The sequence below is a fragment of the Pseudidiomarina aestuarii genome, from assembly GCF_048263735.1.
In the GTDB taxonomy this organism is placed as follows: Bacteria; Pseudomonadota; Gammaproteobacteria; order Enterobacterales; family Alteromonadaceae; genus Pseudidiomarina; species Pseudidiomarina aestuarii_B.
The window spans coordinates 431,345-450,354 of the sequence record NZ_JBLXDX010000001.1 but is presented as its reverse complement, the minus strand read 5'-3'; the positions used below and the strand labels follow the sequence as shown (position 1 = coordinate 450,354).

The following is a 19,010-nucleotide window of genomic DNA, read 5'->3' as shown; positions in this document are numbered from 1 at the left end:
ACTGGTTGTGCATACAGTAGTTATACAGTATTTATACAGTATTTCAAGAGAGCCAATAAAATTTAAAAGAGTCGGCTACCCCAGCCGAGTTTATTGCGTAGGACTCGGTAATAGCTGTGGTCGGTAGGATGGACTAGCTTGAGCTGATGCGGATGCTTGCGAATGACAATATGGTCACCTGGCTGCACTTTCATTCGCTTGTGTCCATCGCAACTGATTTGCAGTAAATCGTTATCTGGCGCGGTGCGTAATTGCACGATGCTAGTCGCTGGAATTACTATCGGGCGGCTACTGAGGGTGTGCGGAAACATCGGCACTAATGAAATAGCATCGAGTGCGGGAGTTAAAATAGGTCCGCCCCCGGATAATGAATAGGCCGTCGAGCCAGTTGGGGTGCTAACAATTAAGCCATCAGAACGCTGGCTGAATACAAAATGGTCATCAATAAAGACCTCAAACTCAATCATGTGTGCGACTTTGTCTGAGTGGAGAACAATTTCATTAATCGCACGGCCGACCATGGAGGACTTTCCATCGTGCATAATTTCTGCATTGAGCAGAAAGCGTTCTTCTATTTGATAGTGACCTTCGATGACAGGGAGTAATTGTGCCAATGCGTGGTCGGGATCAATATCTGTTAAAAACCCCAAGTTCCCGCGATTAATTCCAATCACAGCGAGATTCGCATCGCACAGCACACGAGCTGCGCCCAGCATATTGCCGTCGCCACCCACTACCACGACTAAATCGGTGTTGCCATTGAGTTTGTCCAACGGCAACACTTGCGCTTCAACAGAACCGAGTTGTTTGGCGGTGCGGCTTTCGATAACAACGTGATAATTGGCGGCCAGTAACTCGCGCTCGAGTAGCTGCAGGGTGTCACGAGTGGCGTCATGATTGACTTTGCCGATCAGAGCAATGCGTTGAAACTGTGTACCCAATTTGCTCATGGTTGATCCTTTCAATCTAAGCAACGAATTAATTATCGAAAGCACTCTTGAAAGCCGGGTTGACGCCCCCATCTTTCCGATTAGCCTAGTGGGGCAGCTGTCACTGAAGTTGGCCCGCTCATTGTTAGAAAGATTAACGTGAATTTGGAATGAATCACAACTGCTTTCAATAGCTACACAGATATGAGTATTTAATTTATGAGCACGAACGAATCAAAACCTACGGCAGAGCAACCTACAACCGAGCAAACGGATGAGCTGGCACCTGAGACTGTCGAGAACCCGAACGCCGCAGAGGCCGCTGAGCAACATGACGTAGAAAATGACACAGGCGAAGCACTCAATGATCGCGTAGCGGAACTTGAGTTAGCCTTAGAGAAAGCAGAACGCGGGCACGCCGACGCCAATGAGCGTGCTGTTCGTGCGGTCGCTGAAATGGAAAATGTGCGTCGACGTGCATCTGCTGATGTTGAGAAAGCACACAAATTTGCGCTCGAGAAATTCGCTCAGGATTTACTGACTACACTCGATAACTTTGAACGTGCTCTGACGGTAGCTGAGCAATCAGAAGCTGTTGATAAAGCTTTTGTTGAGGGTATTGAGCTTACTTATAAAGGTCTACTGAATACCATGCAGCGCTTTGATGTGCAGCCAGTCGGGGCGGAAGGTGAGGTGTTCAATCCAGAGTTGCATCAGGCGATGTCGATGCAAGCAGCTCCGGATCGCGAAAACAACACTATCCTTGCGGTACTGCAGAAGGGTTACACTTTAAATGGTCGACTGTTGCGTCCGGCGATGGTGATGATCGTGAAAAATTAGGGTTTGATGACCCAAAGTTAACAGTAAAGTTCAAATTTTTAGTTGTAATTTCAGCCCTCTTGGTTAATATCGAGGTGATGGGGTTCAGTATGTGCCAGAAGTTCCACACACCCCTGACAAAATAATAACCAAGAAATCAAGGGCTTATAAACTATGACTATCTCTTCAGAGTGGAAGCGCAGCCGTCTCGCGTACGCGATCGGCTGTGTTGTCGCTGGTACAGCGTTCAGCGTACAAGCACAGGATGAGAGCACTAACGATGAAGCAAATGCGGAAGAAGCGCAGGAGCGAATTCAGGTAACAGGTTCTCGTATTCGTACCGACGGTCTCGATCAGGCTGCCCCAGTTGAAATTATTCTTGCCGAAGAAGCGGTTAGCCAAGGTATGGTTACCTTGGGTGATTTGCTGCGTGCATCGACCGTTGCGGCTGGTTCTAACCAGGTTACTGCAGCCGCTTCAACAGCGTTTGTTACCGCTGGTGGTACCGGTACTGAGACCTTGTCACTGCGTGGCTTAGGTGCAAACCGTACTCTAGTACTCTTGAACGGTCGTCGTATCGGTCCTGCTGGTACGCGCGGACAGGTATCGGCATTCGATTTGAACATCATGCCGTTGTCAGCAGTGCAACAGGTCGAAATTCTGAAAGATGGTGCTTCATCTTTGTATGGTTCTGACGCGGTTGCCGGTGTTGTGAACATCATCACCAAACAAGGTGACGAGTCGAACTTCAACATCAATACTAGCCAGCCGACTGAAGCTGGTGGTGAAACCTTACGTATCAACGGTACGTTTGGTCGCAGCTATGACAACGGTTCATTCCGAGTAGTAGCTGACTTTAACAAAATCAACGAACTGGCCATGGGCGACCGTGACTTCTTTAACTGTGCGCAAAACTATGTGTTTGATCCAGACACTGGCGCACGTGCAGATACTGTTGACCCGCGCACTGGCGATTTCCATTGTAATGACCTGTTATGGGGTCACGTGTGGATTTATGACTATGCGTCAGACAGCAACGTACCAGGTGGTGCATTAGCTCAGTTCGATTATGATGGTGATTTAGGCCAGTATGTCCCAAGTTTCAACGACACTGCCAATGACCCAGAAGACATGCGCACGCCAGAAGGCTGGTTCCCAGTTGCTTACGACCAACCGTCGTTCGGTGTTGCTAACGCTGACCATCCTTTCCAAGATTTAGAAAGCTTATCGCCAGAGCAAGAAATCGGTACTTTATTCGCTACTGGTGAATATTGGGTTTCTGACACTGCGACGTTGTACGGTGAAGTCTTGTTGAACCGCCGTAAAACAACTACCAACGGCTATCGTCAGTTCTGGAACTATCAGTACAACGAAAACTTCTTTGCAGGTAACTCTTTGTCCGAGGGTTGGACAGGTGCACAGTGGTTCTCACCAACAGCAATTACTGACCATTCAGGTGCTGAAATCACCGTGGACTACCGTCGTTTCGTAGTCGGTGCTGAAGGCTACCTCGGCGACTGGTTCTGGGATATCAACGTCCAAGACAGTCGCAGCGATGGCGAATACATGAACAAAATCATTTATGGCGATGCTATTTATGATTGGAACTTCTCAACTGGTTCTTGTGAAGGTCAAACGACTTCATACCGTGGCGTTGATTGTATTGATGTGCCTTGGTTAGACCCAGGTTTCCTAGCGGGTGATATCACCGGTGAAGTTCGCGATTTCTTGTTTGGTACTGAAACAGGTAACACTGTGTACGACCAACGCACGTTTGAAGCTGTCATTACAGGTGACCTGTGGACATGGGATGCAGGTACCGTAGGTGCAGCATTCGGTTTGTCGTATCAGCAAGATGAGATTGTGGACACCCCAGGGGAACACACTCTGAATGCAAATACGTGGGGTTCTTCATCAGCAGGTATTACTGCCGGTAAAGCCAACACTCGTGCAGTTTTCGGTGAGTTGAGCATTCCATTGTTACGCGATGCGCCGTTTGCAGAGCGTCTTGAATTGACTATGTCGGGTCGTTATACCGATGTATCTTCATACGGTGGTGACACTACGTATAAAGCGGCAATCAACTGGTTAATTGCAGATGGTTTCCGTGTGCGTGCATCGCAAGGTACATCATTCCGTTCACCAGCTCTATATGAACTCTACTTGAACAACCAATCGAGCTTCACGACGCAACGTTCAGTCGATCCATGTATCAACTATCAGCAACAGTTTGAAGACGGTAACTTAGCGGAAATCGTTCGCGATAACTGTGCGGCTGAAGGTCTACCGGGCGACTTCAGTGGCGGCGCAATTTCTGTCACCGTATTCTCTGGTGGTGGTGCGGGTCAGCTTGAAGCTGAAACATCAACTGCACGTACAGCTGGTTTAGTCTGGCTTCCAGAATGGACTGACTTCAGCGCTAGCGTAGATTACTTTGAAATCGAAATTGATGGCGAGGTAACCTTACTCTCAGCTGGTGCAATTGTTTATCAATGTTATGCGTCAGAAGACTTCGAGAACGAACCTTTGTGTGACCAGTTCTTCCGTAACGCGACTGATAACCGCATTGAAGAAGTACGTGGTGGTTATTTGAACATCGCATCTCAGGTTAGCCGAGGTGTCGACTTCCAGTTCAACTATCCACTACAAACCGACTATGCGGATTTCAACTTCACCTATGAGCACACAGTGCAGCTTGAGTCTTCAAGCCAGTTGTTTGCTGAGAGTGACGTAATCGATCGCGTTGGTGAGTTTGGTGCGCCTAAGCACGTTGGCAACTTCCGTGCTGCGATGATCAAAGACGATTGGGAGTTGAACTGGACTGCACGCTACATTGGTTCAGTATCGAACCATGAACGTTATGGTTTAGGCGACTACCGAGATGATGCAACATTGTTCGGCAACCCAGTACGTGTTGTTCTAGCAAGTGATGCAGTGATCTATCACGCATTGTCGGTAACGAAAGAATTCCGTGATGAAGGTCTGGATGTAACTTTAGGTGTGGCGAATATCTTCGATAAAGAGCCACCAAAAGCCAGCTCTATCGGTGGGGTTACTCGTTTAGGTAACACAGCATTCTACAGTCAGTATGACTGGTTGGGTCGCCGTGTATTCTTGAACTTGTCCTATCAGTTCTAATCTCGGTTAATCCGTGAATCTAAAATGCCGACGTCTTGTCGGCATTTTATTTTCCGGCATACTGAATAGTCTTCATTTTAAATATAAAGAGTCCTGATTATGCCTCGCGTACTAGCGAAACCGGATACCCTGAACGAGCTCAACGAAAACTTCCAACAACATCGGCTTGAGCAACCGGTATTCCTGAATTCGGTGCCTAAGTGTGGAACCCATCTGCTGCGCAATATTTTTCGGATGTTCGTTCCAGTCGACCAACAGTACCACGAGCAATTCATCCAAATTCCTGTCTTAAACCAACATTTAAAGGCATTCGACCAAGCGCAACCGAAGTTGAGCTGGGGGCATTTGCTATTCTCTGATACTTCTGCGATGGCTTTGCACCATGTGAAACATATTGTGGTAGTGCGAGATCCTTTTGATTGGGTGTTAGCCCGCGCTCGATTCTTCCTCTCAGATAATTTTCAGGGCAATATGGAGAATCTGAAGAGTGGTCGAGTCTCGGTCGAAGAAGTACTGAACATGATGATTTTCGGCATTTATCAAAAAGCGCCGACGCTGTCCGAAATTTTCACGCACAACGCCACTGCATGGTTGGGGACAGGGATTCAATTGGTGCGCTACGAGGATGTCATTAAACATCTCAAAGCACTGGATAAACCCGAAGCAGAAATCTATTTCAAAGAGCTACTAAGCGGTTTGAATTTGCCAGAATGGCCGAGCGACTGGCGTGAACGTGTGGAAACAGGTTCTGATCGAGAGCAGAGTGGAACCTATCGCGACAATTTAAAGAATACCGCGTTCGAAATTCCGAATGAATTACCGGACATTCAGAAACAGTTGGTTGAATATGCAGCGCCGGGTCTGCGCCGACTGTTGGGATACTATTAAGTGAATAGTGAATAGTGAATAGTGAATAGATAGTGAACAGGGAACAGATAGCGGACAGGGATGAACAATAAGGTTCGAGAAGCTAAATAACCTCATAAATAACAAGAATAAGAGGGAAGTTATGAATAAGCGTCGTAAAATTTTAATTGTCGGAGGCGGTTCGGCCGGTTGGATGGCTGCTGCATATTTGAACGCAGCGCTGAATCAACGGGGTGAGAATTCGCGTGTCGACATTGAGTTGCTTGAGTCGCCGGACACACCGCGCATTTCAGTGGGTGAAGCCACTATTCCGTCGATGAAGCATTTACTCGCAGCCATAGGTATTAACGAATTTGATTTTATGAAGGCTTGTGATGCAACGTTCAAGCAATCGATTCGGTATACCAATTGGGTTCATAACGACAAATCGTTTTATCATCATCCGTTCTCAAGCATGCGCATACATCCGCTCGAGCGTGCCGGCCTCGATTGGCTAGCGAGCGATCAAAGTATTCCATTTATGGAAACGTGCTCGGCACAACCCATTATTTGTGAGTGGGGTTTATCGCCGAAAATGCTCGGTGAATGGGATATGGGTGCGCCGCTCAATTATGCCTATCATATGAACGCACAAAAGTTTGCGGATTATTTGCGTGACTTCTCAACAGCTCGGGGCGTGGTGCATACGCTTGAGAATATGGTGGAAGTCAAAAAAGCATCAGGTGATCGGATTGCTTCGGTTACGACCGACAAGGGTCGTGAGATCGAAGCGGACATTTTTGTCGACTCCACAGGTTTCAGTGCGCTTCTAATTGAAAAGCAAATGGGCGTAGGTTTTGAAGACTGCAGCCAATATTTGCTCTGTGATCGTGCGGTGACGATGCATGTGCCGTATGACACACATTTTCCCGGCATGATTCGGCCTTATACATCAGCAACAGCGCTATCTAATGGCTGGGTGTGGGACATTCCGATGAGCAATCGCCGGTCGGTGGGCTATGTGCACTCCAGTGCGTTTATCTCTAAAGAGGATGCGGAGCGCGAATTACGCGCATACCAAGGTGGTAACACCGATAATCTGGATGCTCGGTTTGTTCCGTTTAAAGTGGGGCGGCGCAAGCAAATCTGGTCTGGCAATGTCATTGCCATCGGCCTCGCGGGTGGATTTATAGAGCCACTCGAGTCTACGGGTTTGTATTTAAGTGATTTGGGTGCTGTGCTATTGGCTGAGCATTTCCCTTGGGATGAGCATGGCATGGAGGTGTTAGCGAGCCGCTACAACCGTGTGATGTCGAACCGCTTTTACGAAATTCTTGATTTCATCAATATGCATTACTGCCTCACCAAGCGAACGGATACGGAGTTCTGGCGAACCGTTCAACAACCCGAACATATCAATGATCGATTGAAAGCTAAGTTTGAATTTTGGAAGGTGAAACCGCCGACGCAACACGACTTTCAGGACCAATGGTTTATGGGTATGTCGCAGCAACCACAAGCAGCTGAGTTAACAGGTGGGGATATGCGTCCAGCAGTCGACACGGGTGGCTTGTGGAACCACGAGAGTTACGAATGCATTTTGTATGGCATGGAGTTTTTGAAAGACGAGTGTGATCGTTGGTTCGGTACCAATAGACCGCCGACCAAAGTACATCCTGCAATTATTCAACGGTTACAACAGGCGCGTCAGAAACTGCCTCCGCATCATATTTGGTTGCATCGTGTCATGGGTATGCAGCCTTACCAAACCGCTTATCGGCCGCACGGCTGGTAAAAAATATTTTCGTCTCTAACTTGTTTTTCACGATGCCAGCCCCATTAAGTAGGCATCGTGAAAAATAACCCTGTACTGGGTGTTGAAATACTCAAACGACACCCTATATCAGAGTTAACAAGCCACATTTTAGTTTAAAGGTAGTTGGAGACGAATTATGGGTAAAATTATCGGTATCGACCTAGGCACCACCAATTCATGTGTTGCTGTGCTCGACGGCGGCAAGGCTCGAGTGATTGAAAACGCTGAGGGTGATCGCACCACTCCTTCGGTTGTCGCGTACACCGATGACGGCGAAATTTTGGTAGGTAGCCCAGCTAAACGCCAAGCGGTCACAAACCCAAACAATACGCTGTTTGCCATCAAGCGACTGATTGGTCGTCGCTTCCAAGATGAAGAAGTACAGCGTGACCTCAATATCATGCCATACAAAATTGTCGGTGCAGACAATGGCGACGCTTGGGTTGAAATTAATGGTGACCGCAAAGCGCCACCACAAATTTCAGCTGAAGTTCTGAAGAAAATGAAAAAGACTGCGGAAGATTTTCTCGGTGAGAAAGTTACGGAAGCGGTTATTACGGTACCTGCCTATTTCAACGACGCTCAGCGCCAAGCCACCAAAGATGCGGGTCGCATAGCCGGACTTGAAGTGAAGCGTATTATTAACGAGCCAACTGCTGCTGCACTTGCCTATGGCATGGACAAGAAGTCTGGCGACAACGTTATTGCTGTCTATGACTTAGGTGGTGGTACGTTTGATATCTCGATTATCGAAATTGATGAAGTCGAAGGCGAACATACCTTTGAAGTTCTCGCGACCAATGGTGATACACACCTCGGTGGTGAAGATTTTGATAACCGTTTGATCAACTATTTGGTTGAACAGTTCAATAAAGACCAAGGCATCGACTTACGTAAAGATCCACTGGCCATGCAGCGTCTAAAAGAAGCTGCTGAAAAAGCTAAGATTGAATTGTCATCAGCACAACAAACCGAAGTGAATCTGCCGTATATCACTGCAGACAACACAGGTCCGAAGCACTTAGCCATTAAAGTAACTCGTGCGAAGCTCGAGAGCTTGGTTGAAGATCTGATTGTGAAGTCACTGGAACCGGTGAAGCAAGCATTGAAAGATGCCGACCTGTCGGTGAGCGATATCCAAGATATCATCATGGTCGGTGGTCAAACGCGGATGCCGAAAGTACAGCAAGCCGTCACTGATTTCTTCGGCAAAGAGCCACGTCGTGACGTCAACCCTGACGAAGCGGTTGCTGTCGGTGCAGCAGTGCAGGCGGGTGTCTTGCAAGGTGATGTAAAAGACGTGTTGTTGTTAGATGTGACGCCACTGTCTCTAGGTATTGAGACTATGGGTGGTGTCATGACGAAGTTGATTGACAAAAATACGACTATCCCGACCAAGCAGTCACAGTCATTCTCAACGGCAGACGACAATCAGTCGGCAGTAACGATTCATGTGTTGCAGGGTGAGCGCAAGCGTTCCAGCGATAACAAATCACTGGGTCAGTTCAACCTAGAAGGCATTCGTCCAGCTCCACGTGGCGTGCCGCAAATTGAAGTGACTTTCGATATTGATGCGGACGGTATCTTGCATGTATCGGCGAAAGACAAAGATACAGGCAAAGAACAGAAGATCACGATTAAAGCGTCTTCTGGTCTCAGCGACGATGAAGTCGAAAAAATGGTTCGTGACGCGGAAGCAAACGCAGAAGAAGATCGCAAGTTTGAAGAGATGGTCCAAGTTCGTAACCAAGCGGATAGTCTCGCTCATGCCACCAAGAAGCAACTCGCTGAAGTGGGTGACAACTTAGAGGCTGCTGATAAAGAAAGTATTGAAGCAGCCATCAATGAGCTCGAAGCCGCGGTGAAGAGCAACGACAAAGAAGCGATTGAAGCGAAGCAACAAGCGTTGATCGAAGCCTCAGGCAAGCTCATGGAAGCAGCCCAGCAACAAGCTCAACAGGCTGATGCGGGTGGTGCCGAAGATGGGCAAGCGAAGCAAAGCAACGACGACGCGGTTGACGCTGAGTTTGAAGAAGTTAAAGACGAGAAAAAATAATCCTACTCCCGCGCGGAGTTGGGTCTAAAGCGCACGGGGGTTGCCGCACAGGTGGCCTCCGTGTGTTTGTATGCGATGAACACAAAGTAATTGAGTGGATGACGCAAGATTATGGCGAAACCAGATTTCTACGAAGTACTCGGAGTCAGCAAAAGTGCTGATGAGCGCGAGATAAAGAAAGCCTACAAGCGGATGGCGATGAAATACCATCCTGACCGCACCAAAGGCGACAAAGACCTCGAGCTCAAGTTTAAAGAAGTAAAACAAGCCTACGAAGTACTGATGGATCCGCAGAAGCGTGCTGCTTACGACCAGTACGGTCATGCTGCGTTCGAGCAAGGCCAAGGTGGCTTTGGCGGCGGTGGCGGCGGCGCTGACTTCTCTGACATCTTTGGCGATGTCTTCGGCGATATTTTCGGCGGTGGTGGCGGTCGTCGCGGCCGCGCGCAGGCGCAGCGTGGTTCCGATTTACGCTACAACCTGGAGCTGTCGCTTGAAGAAGCCGTACGCGGTAAAGAAGTTGAGTTAAAGATTCCGAAATTGACATCCTGTGACGATTGCGACGGCTCCGGCGCGCGCAAAGGCTCGTCAGCAGAGACCTGTGGTCACTGTCATGGTGCTGGACAGATTCAAATGCGCCAAGGGTTCTTTGCGGTTCAGCAAACCTGTCCACATTGTCGTGGTCGCGGCAAAATCATCAAAGATCCATGCCGTACTTGTCATGGTGATGGACGCGTTGAGAAAACCAAGACTCTTAGTGTGAAAATCCCAGCGGGTGTCGACACCGGTGATCGAATTCGTTTAAACGGCGAAGGCGAAGCAGGGGAAATGGGTGCACCAGCCGGCGATCTCTATGTACAAGTGCATGTACGCGAGCACAAAATCTTCCAGCGCGATGGCAATAACCTATACTGTGAAGTACCGTTGAGTTTTACCACGGCGGCGCTCGGTGGCGAGATTGAAGTTCCCACGTTAGATGGGAAGCTGAAATTGAAGATTCCGGCGGAAACGCAAACAGGCAAGTTGTTCCGTCTGCGTGGCAAGGGCGTACGCTCCGTTCGCACTGGTGCTGTCGGCGACTTAATGTGTAAGGTGGTTATCGAGACACCCGTGAATCTGTCGGATAAGCAAAAAGATTTGCTCCAGCAGTTGAATGATTCGATGGGTACGGGCGCAGAAGCGGCGAAGTATCGGCCGAAAGAGCAGGGCTTTTTCGACGGAGTTCGTAAGTTTTTCGATGATTTAACGAACTAAATCTGGTGAACAGTGAACAGTGAACAGTGAACAGTGAACAGTGAACAGTGAACAGTGAACAGTGAACAGTTTACCTTTGCGTAGCATTAGGAGAGCAGTATGTGGAAATCGATTGGACTTGCAGCAGCGTCAGCGTTGTTAGTGTTTGGTTGTACCCAATCACCCACTGGTCGCAGCCAGTTTAAGCTGTTTTCTTCTGATGAAATGGCGACTTTAGGCAACCAAAGCTACGCGCAAATCAAAGATAAAGAGAAAGTCAGTAGCGACCAAGCGCTGATTGGGTATGTGCAATGTATCACCGATGACTTAGTTGCGGTGTTACCACAACCTTGGCGCGATTTAAAATGGGAAGTCACTGTTTTTGACAATGAAGCAGTGAATGCATTTGCGCTACCGGGTGAAAATATCGGTGTTTACACAGGACTGATTGACGTTGCCGAGACACCGGCCCAACTCGCCGCGGTCATTGGGCATGAAATTGGCCATGTGATTGCCGAGCATGGGAATGAGCGGATGACATCAGAAGTTGCTGCTGGATTGGGTTTGAGTCTCGGTGCCGCTTGGGTGGGGAAAGAGCTAGAGGGTGATACTGCAGCTATTGTGATGGCGAGTTTAGGTGTCGGTACTCAACTGCTTTATATTTTGCCTTACTCCAGAACTCATGAATCCGAATCTGACCAATTGGGAATGGATTATATGGCTGCCGCTGGCTATGACCCAGCAGGTGCGGCGCAATTGTGGCGCAACATGGCGGCACAAGCTGGTGCCAACCCTCCAGAGTTCTTATCGACGCATCCGTCACCGCAAACGCGCATTGATGCGCTCGAAGCTTATCGTTCAGAGGTACAAGCTACCTACCAAAGAGCGATTTCAGAGGGCGGTCGCCCCAACTGTGTGAAGCCAACATAACGGAATATCTAAGAGCAAACTGATCTTTTTCTGCGGCGCCCACGATTGTTAGAGTGGGCGTTTTGCTTTTCACTGCAGCAGTTGGACTCTTATTTATGATCAAAGCTTGGTTCGCAATTCCATTCTGGCAGCGAGTGCTGGGTGCTTTTGTATTGGGTGTCGGGATTGGCGTGATCCAGCCAGATGTAGCGGTACTCTTGCAGCCACTTGGTACGCTGTTCATCAATGCCATCAAGATGGTTGTGGCGCCGCTGATTCTAACTGCGATTGTTAGTGCCATCCTGCAATTACAAGGCGGCGAAGGACTGGGAAAACTGGGTGCCAAGACGATTGGCATGTTCCTGTTAACAGCTGTGATTGCCAGCTTAATTGGCTTGTCCGTTGGCAGCCTGCTCGATATTGCGCCGCAAGGTGAGTTAGTCGCACAACCTGATTACGTGCCGAAAGACGTGCCAGGTCCTGCGGCCGTGTTCCTGAACTTCATTCCAGTGAATCCATTTGCCTCACTCGCAGATGGGAATATCCTGCAAATTGTTGTGTTCGCGGCACTCGTCGGTATGGCTATCAATGCAGTTGGTGAGGTTGCTGCACCGCTTGGCGCTGTTGTTCAAGGTGGCGCTCAGGTGATGTTCAAGATCACCAAATGGGTACTCGAATTAACGCCAATTGGTGTGCTAGGTTTAATGGCTTGGACGGTCGGCAGTTATGGTTTGAGCAGCTTATGGCCACTAGCAGCCTTTATTGGAGCCATCTATCTTGCGTGTTTGCTCCACATCGTTCTGGTATATGGCACCATCGTAAAACTAGCTGGATTGTCACCGTGGTATTTCTTTAAAGCGGTGTTCTCGGCGCAAGTGGTTGCGTTCACCACGTGTAGCAGTTTTGGCACCATTCCGGCTGCGCATACTGCTATTACCGAACGGTTGGGCGTCAGCAAGAGCTATGCTGGCTTTGTATTGCCGTTGGGTGCGACCATCAACATGGATGGCTGCGGTGGCATCTATCCGGCCATTGCATCAATCTTTATTGCACAACTCTATGGAATACCGCTAGAGTGGATGGATTATGTGTTAATTACGCTGACAGCGACACTAGCATCCGTGGGGACCGCCGGGGTACCTGGAACCGCCATGGTCATGTTGACGGTGACCCTAAATACCATTGGCTTACCACTGGAAGGTATTGCGTTCATTGCAGCGATTGATCGGGTGATTGATATGATTCGGACGGCAACGAACGTGTCAGGAGATATGGCAATAGCGACACTCCTAGGACGCGAAAAGCTAGTAAAAAGTGAACCGGGAATAGGGAACAGCAAACCTAAACCCTAAAAAAGAGCGCTCTTTTTGGGTTTTGTCTTTTGCTTGGCCTTTTCTATTTCCTGTACACTTTTCACTGTTTACTATCAGTTAGGGAGAGATACGTGAGAATTGGAGTCTTTGGCGCCTCGGGGCGGATGGGGCAGGCCGTATTGCGCGAATTAGACGATACCGCTGGCGTTAGTGCTGGCGCTGCGATTGTGCATGCACAGTCGAGTCGACTTGGTGCACTCGCAACCGACGAGTTGCAGTACCAGACCGCACAAGACCTTGAAGCCGAGCAAGTAGATGCCCTGATTGATTTCTCGTTACCGTCCGCATTGGCGGAGAATAGTGCTACTGCATTGCGTTTACGGGTGCCATTGGTGGTGTGTACCACTGGTCTTGAGGACGATCACCTGAGTCAGTTACATGAAGCTGCGGAGCGCATTCCAGTGTTGTATGCAGCGAATACCAGTCTTGGTGTGACCTTGTTAAAGGAATTGGTCACACTCGCAAGCCGCGCATTGCCCGATGCTGATATTGAAATTGTTGAAGCGCATCATAGTGCCAAACGCGATGCGCCGTCCGGTACCGCATTATTATTAGGACAGGCAGCAGCACAAGGGCGTCAGCAAGATCATGCCGCAGTGAGTGCTGGAGTGCGTGGAAATGGCATTCGCAAACAAGGTTCTATCGGATATGCTGCCATCCGCGCTGGCGATATCATCGGTGAGCATACGGTATATCTGGTACATGCCGGTGAGCGCATCGAACTCACGCACCGTGTCAGTAATCGACAAGTTTTTGCTGCTGGAGCTGTCCATGCAGCACGTTGGTTAGCCGGTCAGCCAGCCGGGTTCTATCAAATGAGTGACGTTTTAGACGTGAATATACGAGGCACTCAGTAAGCTAAAACGCCTGCAAAATCGGCTAGACGACAGCGCAGAATTTCTGTAACATATCGCCAATTTGCTAGCTCATGCTGGTAAGCTGAAAACGCGCACTCCGGCAGGTTATAAGTTCAAGCTGGAGCAAGGTAATCAACGGGGAAGTCAGTACTGATTCACCCGTTTTTTTATGTACGGAGGTTAGCCTTGAGTATTCTAGCGAGCCATTCAGCAAGTAAGGCCATTTTGGTCCTTGCCGATGGTACTGTTTTCCACGGCACTGCAATTGGTGCCGGAGGTAGCGCAGTTGGTGAAGTAGTTTTTAACACCGCAATGACTGGCTACCAAGAAATTCTCACCGACCCCTCCTATGCTGAACAGATCGTCACTCTCACTTATCCCCACATTGGCAATTACGGCACCAATCACGAAGACGAAGAATCCAATCGGGTTTGGGCAAAAGGCCTCATCATCCGTGACTTATCGCTGAAAGCGAGTAACTTCCGTCGGGAACAATCACTGGGTGATTACTTACGCCAGCGCAATGTGGTCGGTATTGCTGATATTGATACCCGTAAACTGACCCGAATCTTGCGCGAAAAAGGTGCCCAAAATGGTTGCATCATGGCCGGTGACATCGATGTCGATGCAGCGTTAGAGCAAGCCCGCGCATTCCCTGGATTGAAGGGAATGGATTTGGCGAAAGAAGTCACTATCAAAACGCCAGTGGAGTGGACGGGACAAAGTTGGCGGCTTGGCCATGGTTTCAGCACACTCGAAGAACCCAAGTTTCATGTCGTTGCCTATGACTATGGCTGCAAACGTAATATTTTACGGATGTTAGCTGACCGCGGTTGCAAAGTGACGCTCGTGCCGGCGCAAACACCGGCTGCAGAAGTGTTAGCGATGGAACCAGACGGTGTATTTTTGTCGAATGGTCCCGGTGACCCTGAACCTTGTGATTACGCGATTACCGCAATTAAAGAGATTATCGCCGCCGATATCCCGGTGTTCGGCATTTGTCTTGGCCACCAATTACTGGCGTTAGCCAGTGGCGCGACTACCGTGAAGATGAAGTTTGGTCATCACGGCGCCAACCACCCGGTACAAGACTTGGCCACGGGACGAGTCATGATCACCAGCCAAAATCATGGTTTTGCGGTGGATGAAGCGAATCTTCCTGACACTCTGAAGGTGACCCATAAATCTCTGTTCGATAATACCTTGCAGGGTATTCACCGCACGGATGTTCCAGCATTCAGCTTTCAGGGGCACCCTGAAGCGAGTCCTGGCCCGAACGATGCAGCTCCGCTGTTTGACCACTTTATCGAATTGATGAGCCACTAATTATGCCAAAACGTACCGACTTAAAAAGTATTCTGATTCTTGGCGCCGGCCCGATTGTGATTGGGCAAGCATGTGAATTCGACTATTCAGGTGCGCAGGCGTGTAAAGCGCTTCGTGAAGAAGGGTATCGCGTTATCTTGGTCAACTCGAACCCAGCGACCATCATGACCGATCCTGAAATGGCCGATGTGACCTACATCGAACCGATTCATTGGGAAGTCGTTGCCAAGATCATCGAAATTGAACGTCCAGATGCGGTATTACCGACGATGGGTGGGCAAACTGCACTGAACTGCGCGTTAGAGCTCGATAAACACGGTGTCTTGGACAAATTTAACGTTGAAATGATTGGCGCGGATGCTGACGCGATTGATAAAGCGGAAGACCGCGATCGTTTTGACAAAGCCATGAAAGCTATTGGGCTTGAAACGCCGAATGCAGAAGTGGCCCACAACCTCACCGAAGCCTTTGAGATTCTCGAGCGGCTTGGTTTCCCTTGCATTATTCGGCCATCATTTACGATGGGTGGAAGTGGTGGCGGTATTGCCTACAACCGCGAAGAATTCGAAGAAATTTGTCGCCGTGGGTTAGATCTATCACCAACCAAAGAACTGCTCATCGATGAGTCATTGATTGGTTGGAAAGAGTATGAAATGGAAGTGGTGCGTGACAAAAATGACAACTGCATTATTGTCTGTGCGATTGAAAACTTAGATCCGATGGGCATCCACACGGGAGACTCCATTACGGTAGCGCCTGCGCAAACACTGACCGATAAAGAGTACCAATTGATGCGAGACGCAGCGATGGCTGTATTACGCGAAATTGGTGTTGAAACAGGCGGTTCTAACGTGCAATTCGGTATCGACCCTGATACTGGACGCATGGTCATTATCGAGATGAATCCGCGCGTGTCGCGCTCGTCTGCGCTCGCTTCGAAAGCTACCGGCTTTCCAATTGCGCGAGTTGCTGCAAAATTAGCGGTCGGTTACACCCTGGATGAACTGGAGAATGAGATCACCGGTGGTGTCACCCCAGCGTCTTTTGAACCAGCACTAGACTACGTGGTTACCAAGATTCCGCGGTTTAACTTTGAGAAGTTTGCCGGCTGTAATGACCGCCTCACGACGCAAATGAAGTCAGTGGGTGAAGTCATGGCGATTGGCCGTAATCAGCAAGAGTCACTGCAAAAAGCATTGCGTGGCCTCGAAATTGGTGTCAGCGGCTTTGATCCTATTGTCGACATCAACGACCGCGGTGCGCGTGGCAAAGTCATTCGTGAATTAAAAGAACCCGGTGCTGAGCGTCTGTTCTACATTGCTGACGCTTTCCGTCTCGGTATGAGTGTGCGCGAAGTCTTTGAACTGACGCGTATCGACGAGTGGTACCTCATACAAATTGAAGAAATTGTCTTGCTGGAAGCTGAAGTTCAGAAGCTCGGCATGAGCGGTTTGACCGAGCCAGTATTGCGTATCTTGAAGCGTAAAGGGTTTGCTGACAAACGCATTGCTGATTTGTTAGATGTGGCTGAAGGCGAAGTGCGCCGTCGTCGTCATGATCTCAATGTGGTACCGGTCTACAAACGCGTTGACACCTGTGCTGCTGAGTTCAAATCAGATACCGCATATATGTACTCTACTTACGATGAAGAGTGTGAAGCGGCGCCAACCGACCGTAAGAAGATTATGGTCATTGGGGGCGGACCGAACCGCATCGGCCAAGGCATCGAATTCGATTATTGTTGTGTGCACGCCGCATTGGCGTTGCGCGAAGATGGTTACGAAACCATCATGGTGAATTGTAATCCAGAAACTGTATCAACGGATTATGACACGTCAGACCGACTGTATTTCGAACCTATTACTTTGGAAGATGTGCTTGAGATTGTCCGGGTTGAAAAGCCAGAGGGCGTTATTGTTCAGTACGGTGGTCAGACACCATTGAAACTGGCACGTGAACTTGAAGCCAATGGTGTTCCCATTATTGGTACTTCACCAGACGCGATTGACCGTGCGGAAGATCGTGAGCGATTCCAAGGTGCGGTGCGCCGCCTCGGGTTGAAGCAGCCTGAGAACGCAACAGTCACGAAAATTGATGATGCGCTGCGTGAAGCGGAGCGAATTGGTTATCCACTCGTGGTTCGTCCGTCCTATGTATTGGGCGGCCGGGCAATGGAAATCGTCTACGATGAGAGCGATTTGTTGCGCTATTTGACTGACGCAGTAAAAGTTTCGAACTCCGCACCAGTATTGCTGGATCGCTTCCTCGACAACGCTATTGAAGTAGATGTCGATGCCATTTGCGACGGTCGTGATGTACTTATTGGTGGCATCATGCAACACATTGAGCAAGCAGGCGTTCACTCCGGTGACTCCGCATGCTCGTTACCGCCATATTCACTGGGTGAGAAAATTCAAGACGAGTTACGTGACCAAATGCGCAAGCTCGCGTTTGAGCTTAACGTGAACGGTTTGATGAATGCGCAGTTCGCGATCAAAGAAGATGATATCTATCTGATTGAAGTGAACCCACGCGCAGCGCGGACGGTACCTTTTGTATCCAAAGCAACAGGCGTGCCATTGGCGAAGATTGCCGCTCGCGTCATGGTTGGTCAATCATTAGCAGAGCAGGGCTACACCAAAGAGGTGATTCCACCTTACTTCTCGGTGAAGGAAGTGGTTATTCCATTCGCTAAGTTCCAAGGTGTGGATCCAATCCGTGGTCCGGAAATGCGCTCCACGGGCGAAGTGATGGGTGTTGGTGAAAGTTTCGAAGAAGCTTATGCCAAAGCTAACTTAGGTGCAGGCGAAGCCTTAGCCAAAGCCGGTAAAGCACTCCTGTCGGTACGCGACGGTGACAAAGCTCGATTGTTTGATTTAGCGCGTGGATTGATTGGCTTAGGCTTTACCTTAGAAGCGACTCGCGGTACTGCGAAACTGCTCGGCGAAGCCGGATTTGAGTGTTCAGTTGTGAACAAGTTACAAGAAGGCCGACCGAATATTGTTGATGCCATTAAAAATGGTGAGTACAGTTACATCATCAATACCGTCGAAGGTCGTCAAGCTATCGAAGACTCGGTTTATATTCGTCGTGAAGCACTCTTGAATAAAGTGATTTACACCACCACGTTAAATGCAGCATTTGCGACGGTGAAGGCGAATACTGCTGACGACCGTGCGCGAGTGAACTCGCTACAAGATTTGCATAAAAGGGTTGCATCAGCATGAATCAAATACCCATGACCTCTCGCGGCGCTGAAATGCTGCGAGAAGAATTGAAGCGTCTTAAATCTGAAGATCGTCCGCGTATCATTCAGGCAATCGCCGATGCGCGTGAGCACGGCGACCTGAAAGAAAACGCTGAATATCACGCGGCGCGTGAACAGCAGGGCTTCTGTGAGGGACGCATTCAAGAAATTGAAGCGAAGCTTTCGAACGCGCAGATCATCGATATCACGACGATTCCAAACCAAGGTAAAGTGATCTTCGGGTCAACAGTGACGGTGTACAACACCAGCACAGATAAAGAAGTGACCTACAAGATTGTGGGAGATGATGAGTCAGATATTAAGCAGAATCTGATTTCTGTGAACTCGCCATTTGCTCGCGCGTTGATTGGCAAGCAAGTCGATGACGCGGTCGTAGTCAGCACACCCAGTGGTGATGTGGAGTACGAAGTAGTGAAGGTCGAGTATTTGTGAGAGCTAGA

Annotated in this window: 13 protein-coding genes; 12 read left to right on the top strand and 1 reads right to left on the bottom strand. The window is 49.1% G+C overall.

Annotated elements, in window-relative coordinates; all coding sequences use genetic code 11:
• Positions 1 to 62 precede the first annotated feature (62 nt).
• The gene (gene nadK / locus ACN0S4_RS02120) at positions 63 to 950 is read right to left on the bottom strand and encodes an NAD(+) kinase (protein ID WP_417656078.1); all 888 of its coding nucleotides are present in this window, start codon (positions 948 to 950) and stop codon (positions 63 to 65) included.
• A gap of 198 nt (positions 951 to 1,148) precedes the next feature.
• Here nadK and grpE point away from each other — a divergent pair, with 198 nt between their 5' ends.
• The 12 genes from grpE to greA all read left to right on the top strand — a co-directional run bounded on the left by grpE (position 1,149) and on the right by greA (position 19,002).
• The gene (grpE, locus tag ACN0S4_RS02115) at positions 1,149 to 1,769 is read left to right on the top strand and encodes a nucleotide exchange factor GrpE (RefSeq protein ID WP_417656077.1); all 621 of its coding nucleotides are present in this window, start codon (positions 1,149 to 1,151) and stop codon (positions 1,767 to 1,769) included.
• 153 nt (positions 1,770 to 1,922) lie between these two features.
• A complete protein-coding gene (locus tag ACN0S4_RS02110; protein ID WP_417656076.1) occupies positions 1,923 to 4,886 on the top strand; it encodes a TonB-dependent receptor domain-containing protein in 2,964 nt (987 codons plus the stop codon).
• A 99-nt stretch (positions 4,887 to 4,985) separates the two neighbouring features.
• Positions 4,986 to 5,774, top strand: coding sequence for a hypothetical protein (locus tag ACN0S4_RS02105; RefSeq protein WP_417656075.1), 789 nt, complete (start codon positions 4,986 to 4,988; stop codon positions 5,772 to 5,774).
• A 121-nt stretch (positions 5,775 to 5,895) separates the two neighbouring features.
• Entirely contained in the window at positions 5,896 to 7,527 is a 1,632-nt protein-coding gene (locus ACN0S4_RS02100) for a tryptophan halogenase family protein (RefSeq protein ID WP_417656074.1), read from the top strand.
• A gap of 157 nt (positions 7,528 to 7,684) precedes the next feature.
• Positions 7,685 to 9,604, top strand: coding sequence for a molecular chaperone DnaK (gene dnaK, locus ACN0S4_RS02095; RefSeq protein WP_417656073.1), 1,920 nt, complete (start codon positions 7,685 to 7,687; stop codon positions 9,602 to 9,604).
• 111 nt (positions 9,605 to 9,715) lie between these two features.
• On the top strand, positions 9,716 to 10,858 hold the full coding sequence (dnaJ, locus tag ACN0S4_RS02090) for a molecular chaperone DnaJ (RefSeq protein ID WP_417656072.1): 1,143 nt from the start codon (positions 9,716 to 9,718) through the stop codon (positions 10,856 to 10,858).
• A 99-nt stretch (positions 10,859 to 10,957) separates the two neighbouring features.
• Complete coding sequence (locus ACN0S4_RS02085; protein WP_417656071.1) at positions 10,958 to 11,767, top strand: M48 family metallopeptidase; 810 nt, start codon at positions 10,958 to 10,960, stop codon at positions 11,765 to 11,767.
• A 95-nt stretch (positions 11,768 to 11,862) separates the two neighbouring features.
• The gene (locus ACN0S4_RS02080) at positions 11,863 to 13,098 is read left to right on the top strand and encodes a dicarboxylate/amino acid:cation symporter (RefSeq protein ID WP_417656070.1); all 1,236 of its coding nucleotides are present in this window, start codon (positions 11,863 to 11,865) and stop codon (positions 13,096 to 13,098) included.
• Positions 13,099 to 13,190: 92 nt separating this feature from the next.
• Positions 13,191 to 13,976: a 4-hydroxy-tetrahydrodipicolinate reductase gene (gene dapB, locus ACN0S4_RS02075; protein WP_417656069.1), complete on the top strand. Its 786-nt coding sequence runs from the start codon at positions 13,191 to 13,193 to the stop codon at positions 13,974 to 13,976.
• Positions 13,977 to 14,162: 186 nt separating this feature from the next.
• A complete protein-coding gene (gene carA, locus ACN0S4_RS02070; protein WP_417656068.1) occupies positions 14,163 to 15,302 on the top strand; it encodes a glutamine-hydrolyzing carbamoyl-phosphate synthase small subunit in 1,140 nt (379 codons plus the stop codon).
• Positions 15,303 to 15,304: 2 nt separating this feature from the next.
• The gene (gene carB, locus ACN0S4_RS02065) at positions 15,305 to 18,529 is read left to right on the top strand and encodes a carbamoyl-phosphate synthase large subunit (protein WP_417656067.1); all 3,225 of its coding nucleotides are present in this window, start codon (positions 15,305 to 15,307) and stop codon (positions 18,527 to 18,529) included.
• On the top strand, positions 18,526 to 19,002 hold the full coding sequence (gene greA, locus ACN0S4_RS02060) for a transcription elongation factor GreA (RefSeq protein ID WP_417656066.1): 477 nt from the start codon (positions 18,526 to 18,528) through the stop codon (positions 19,000 to 19,002). Before carB ends, greA begins: the two co-directional genes overlap by 4 nt.
• Positions 19,003 to 19,010 lie beyond the last annotated feature (8 nt).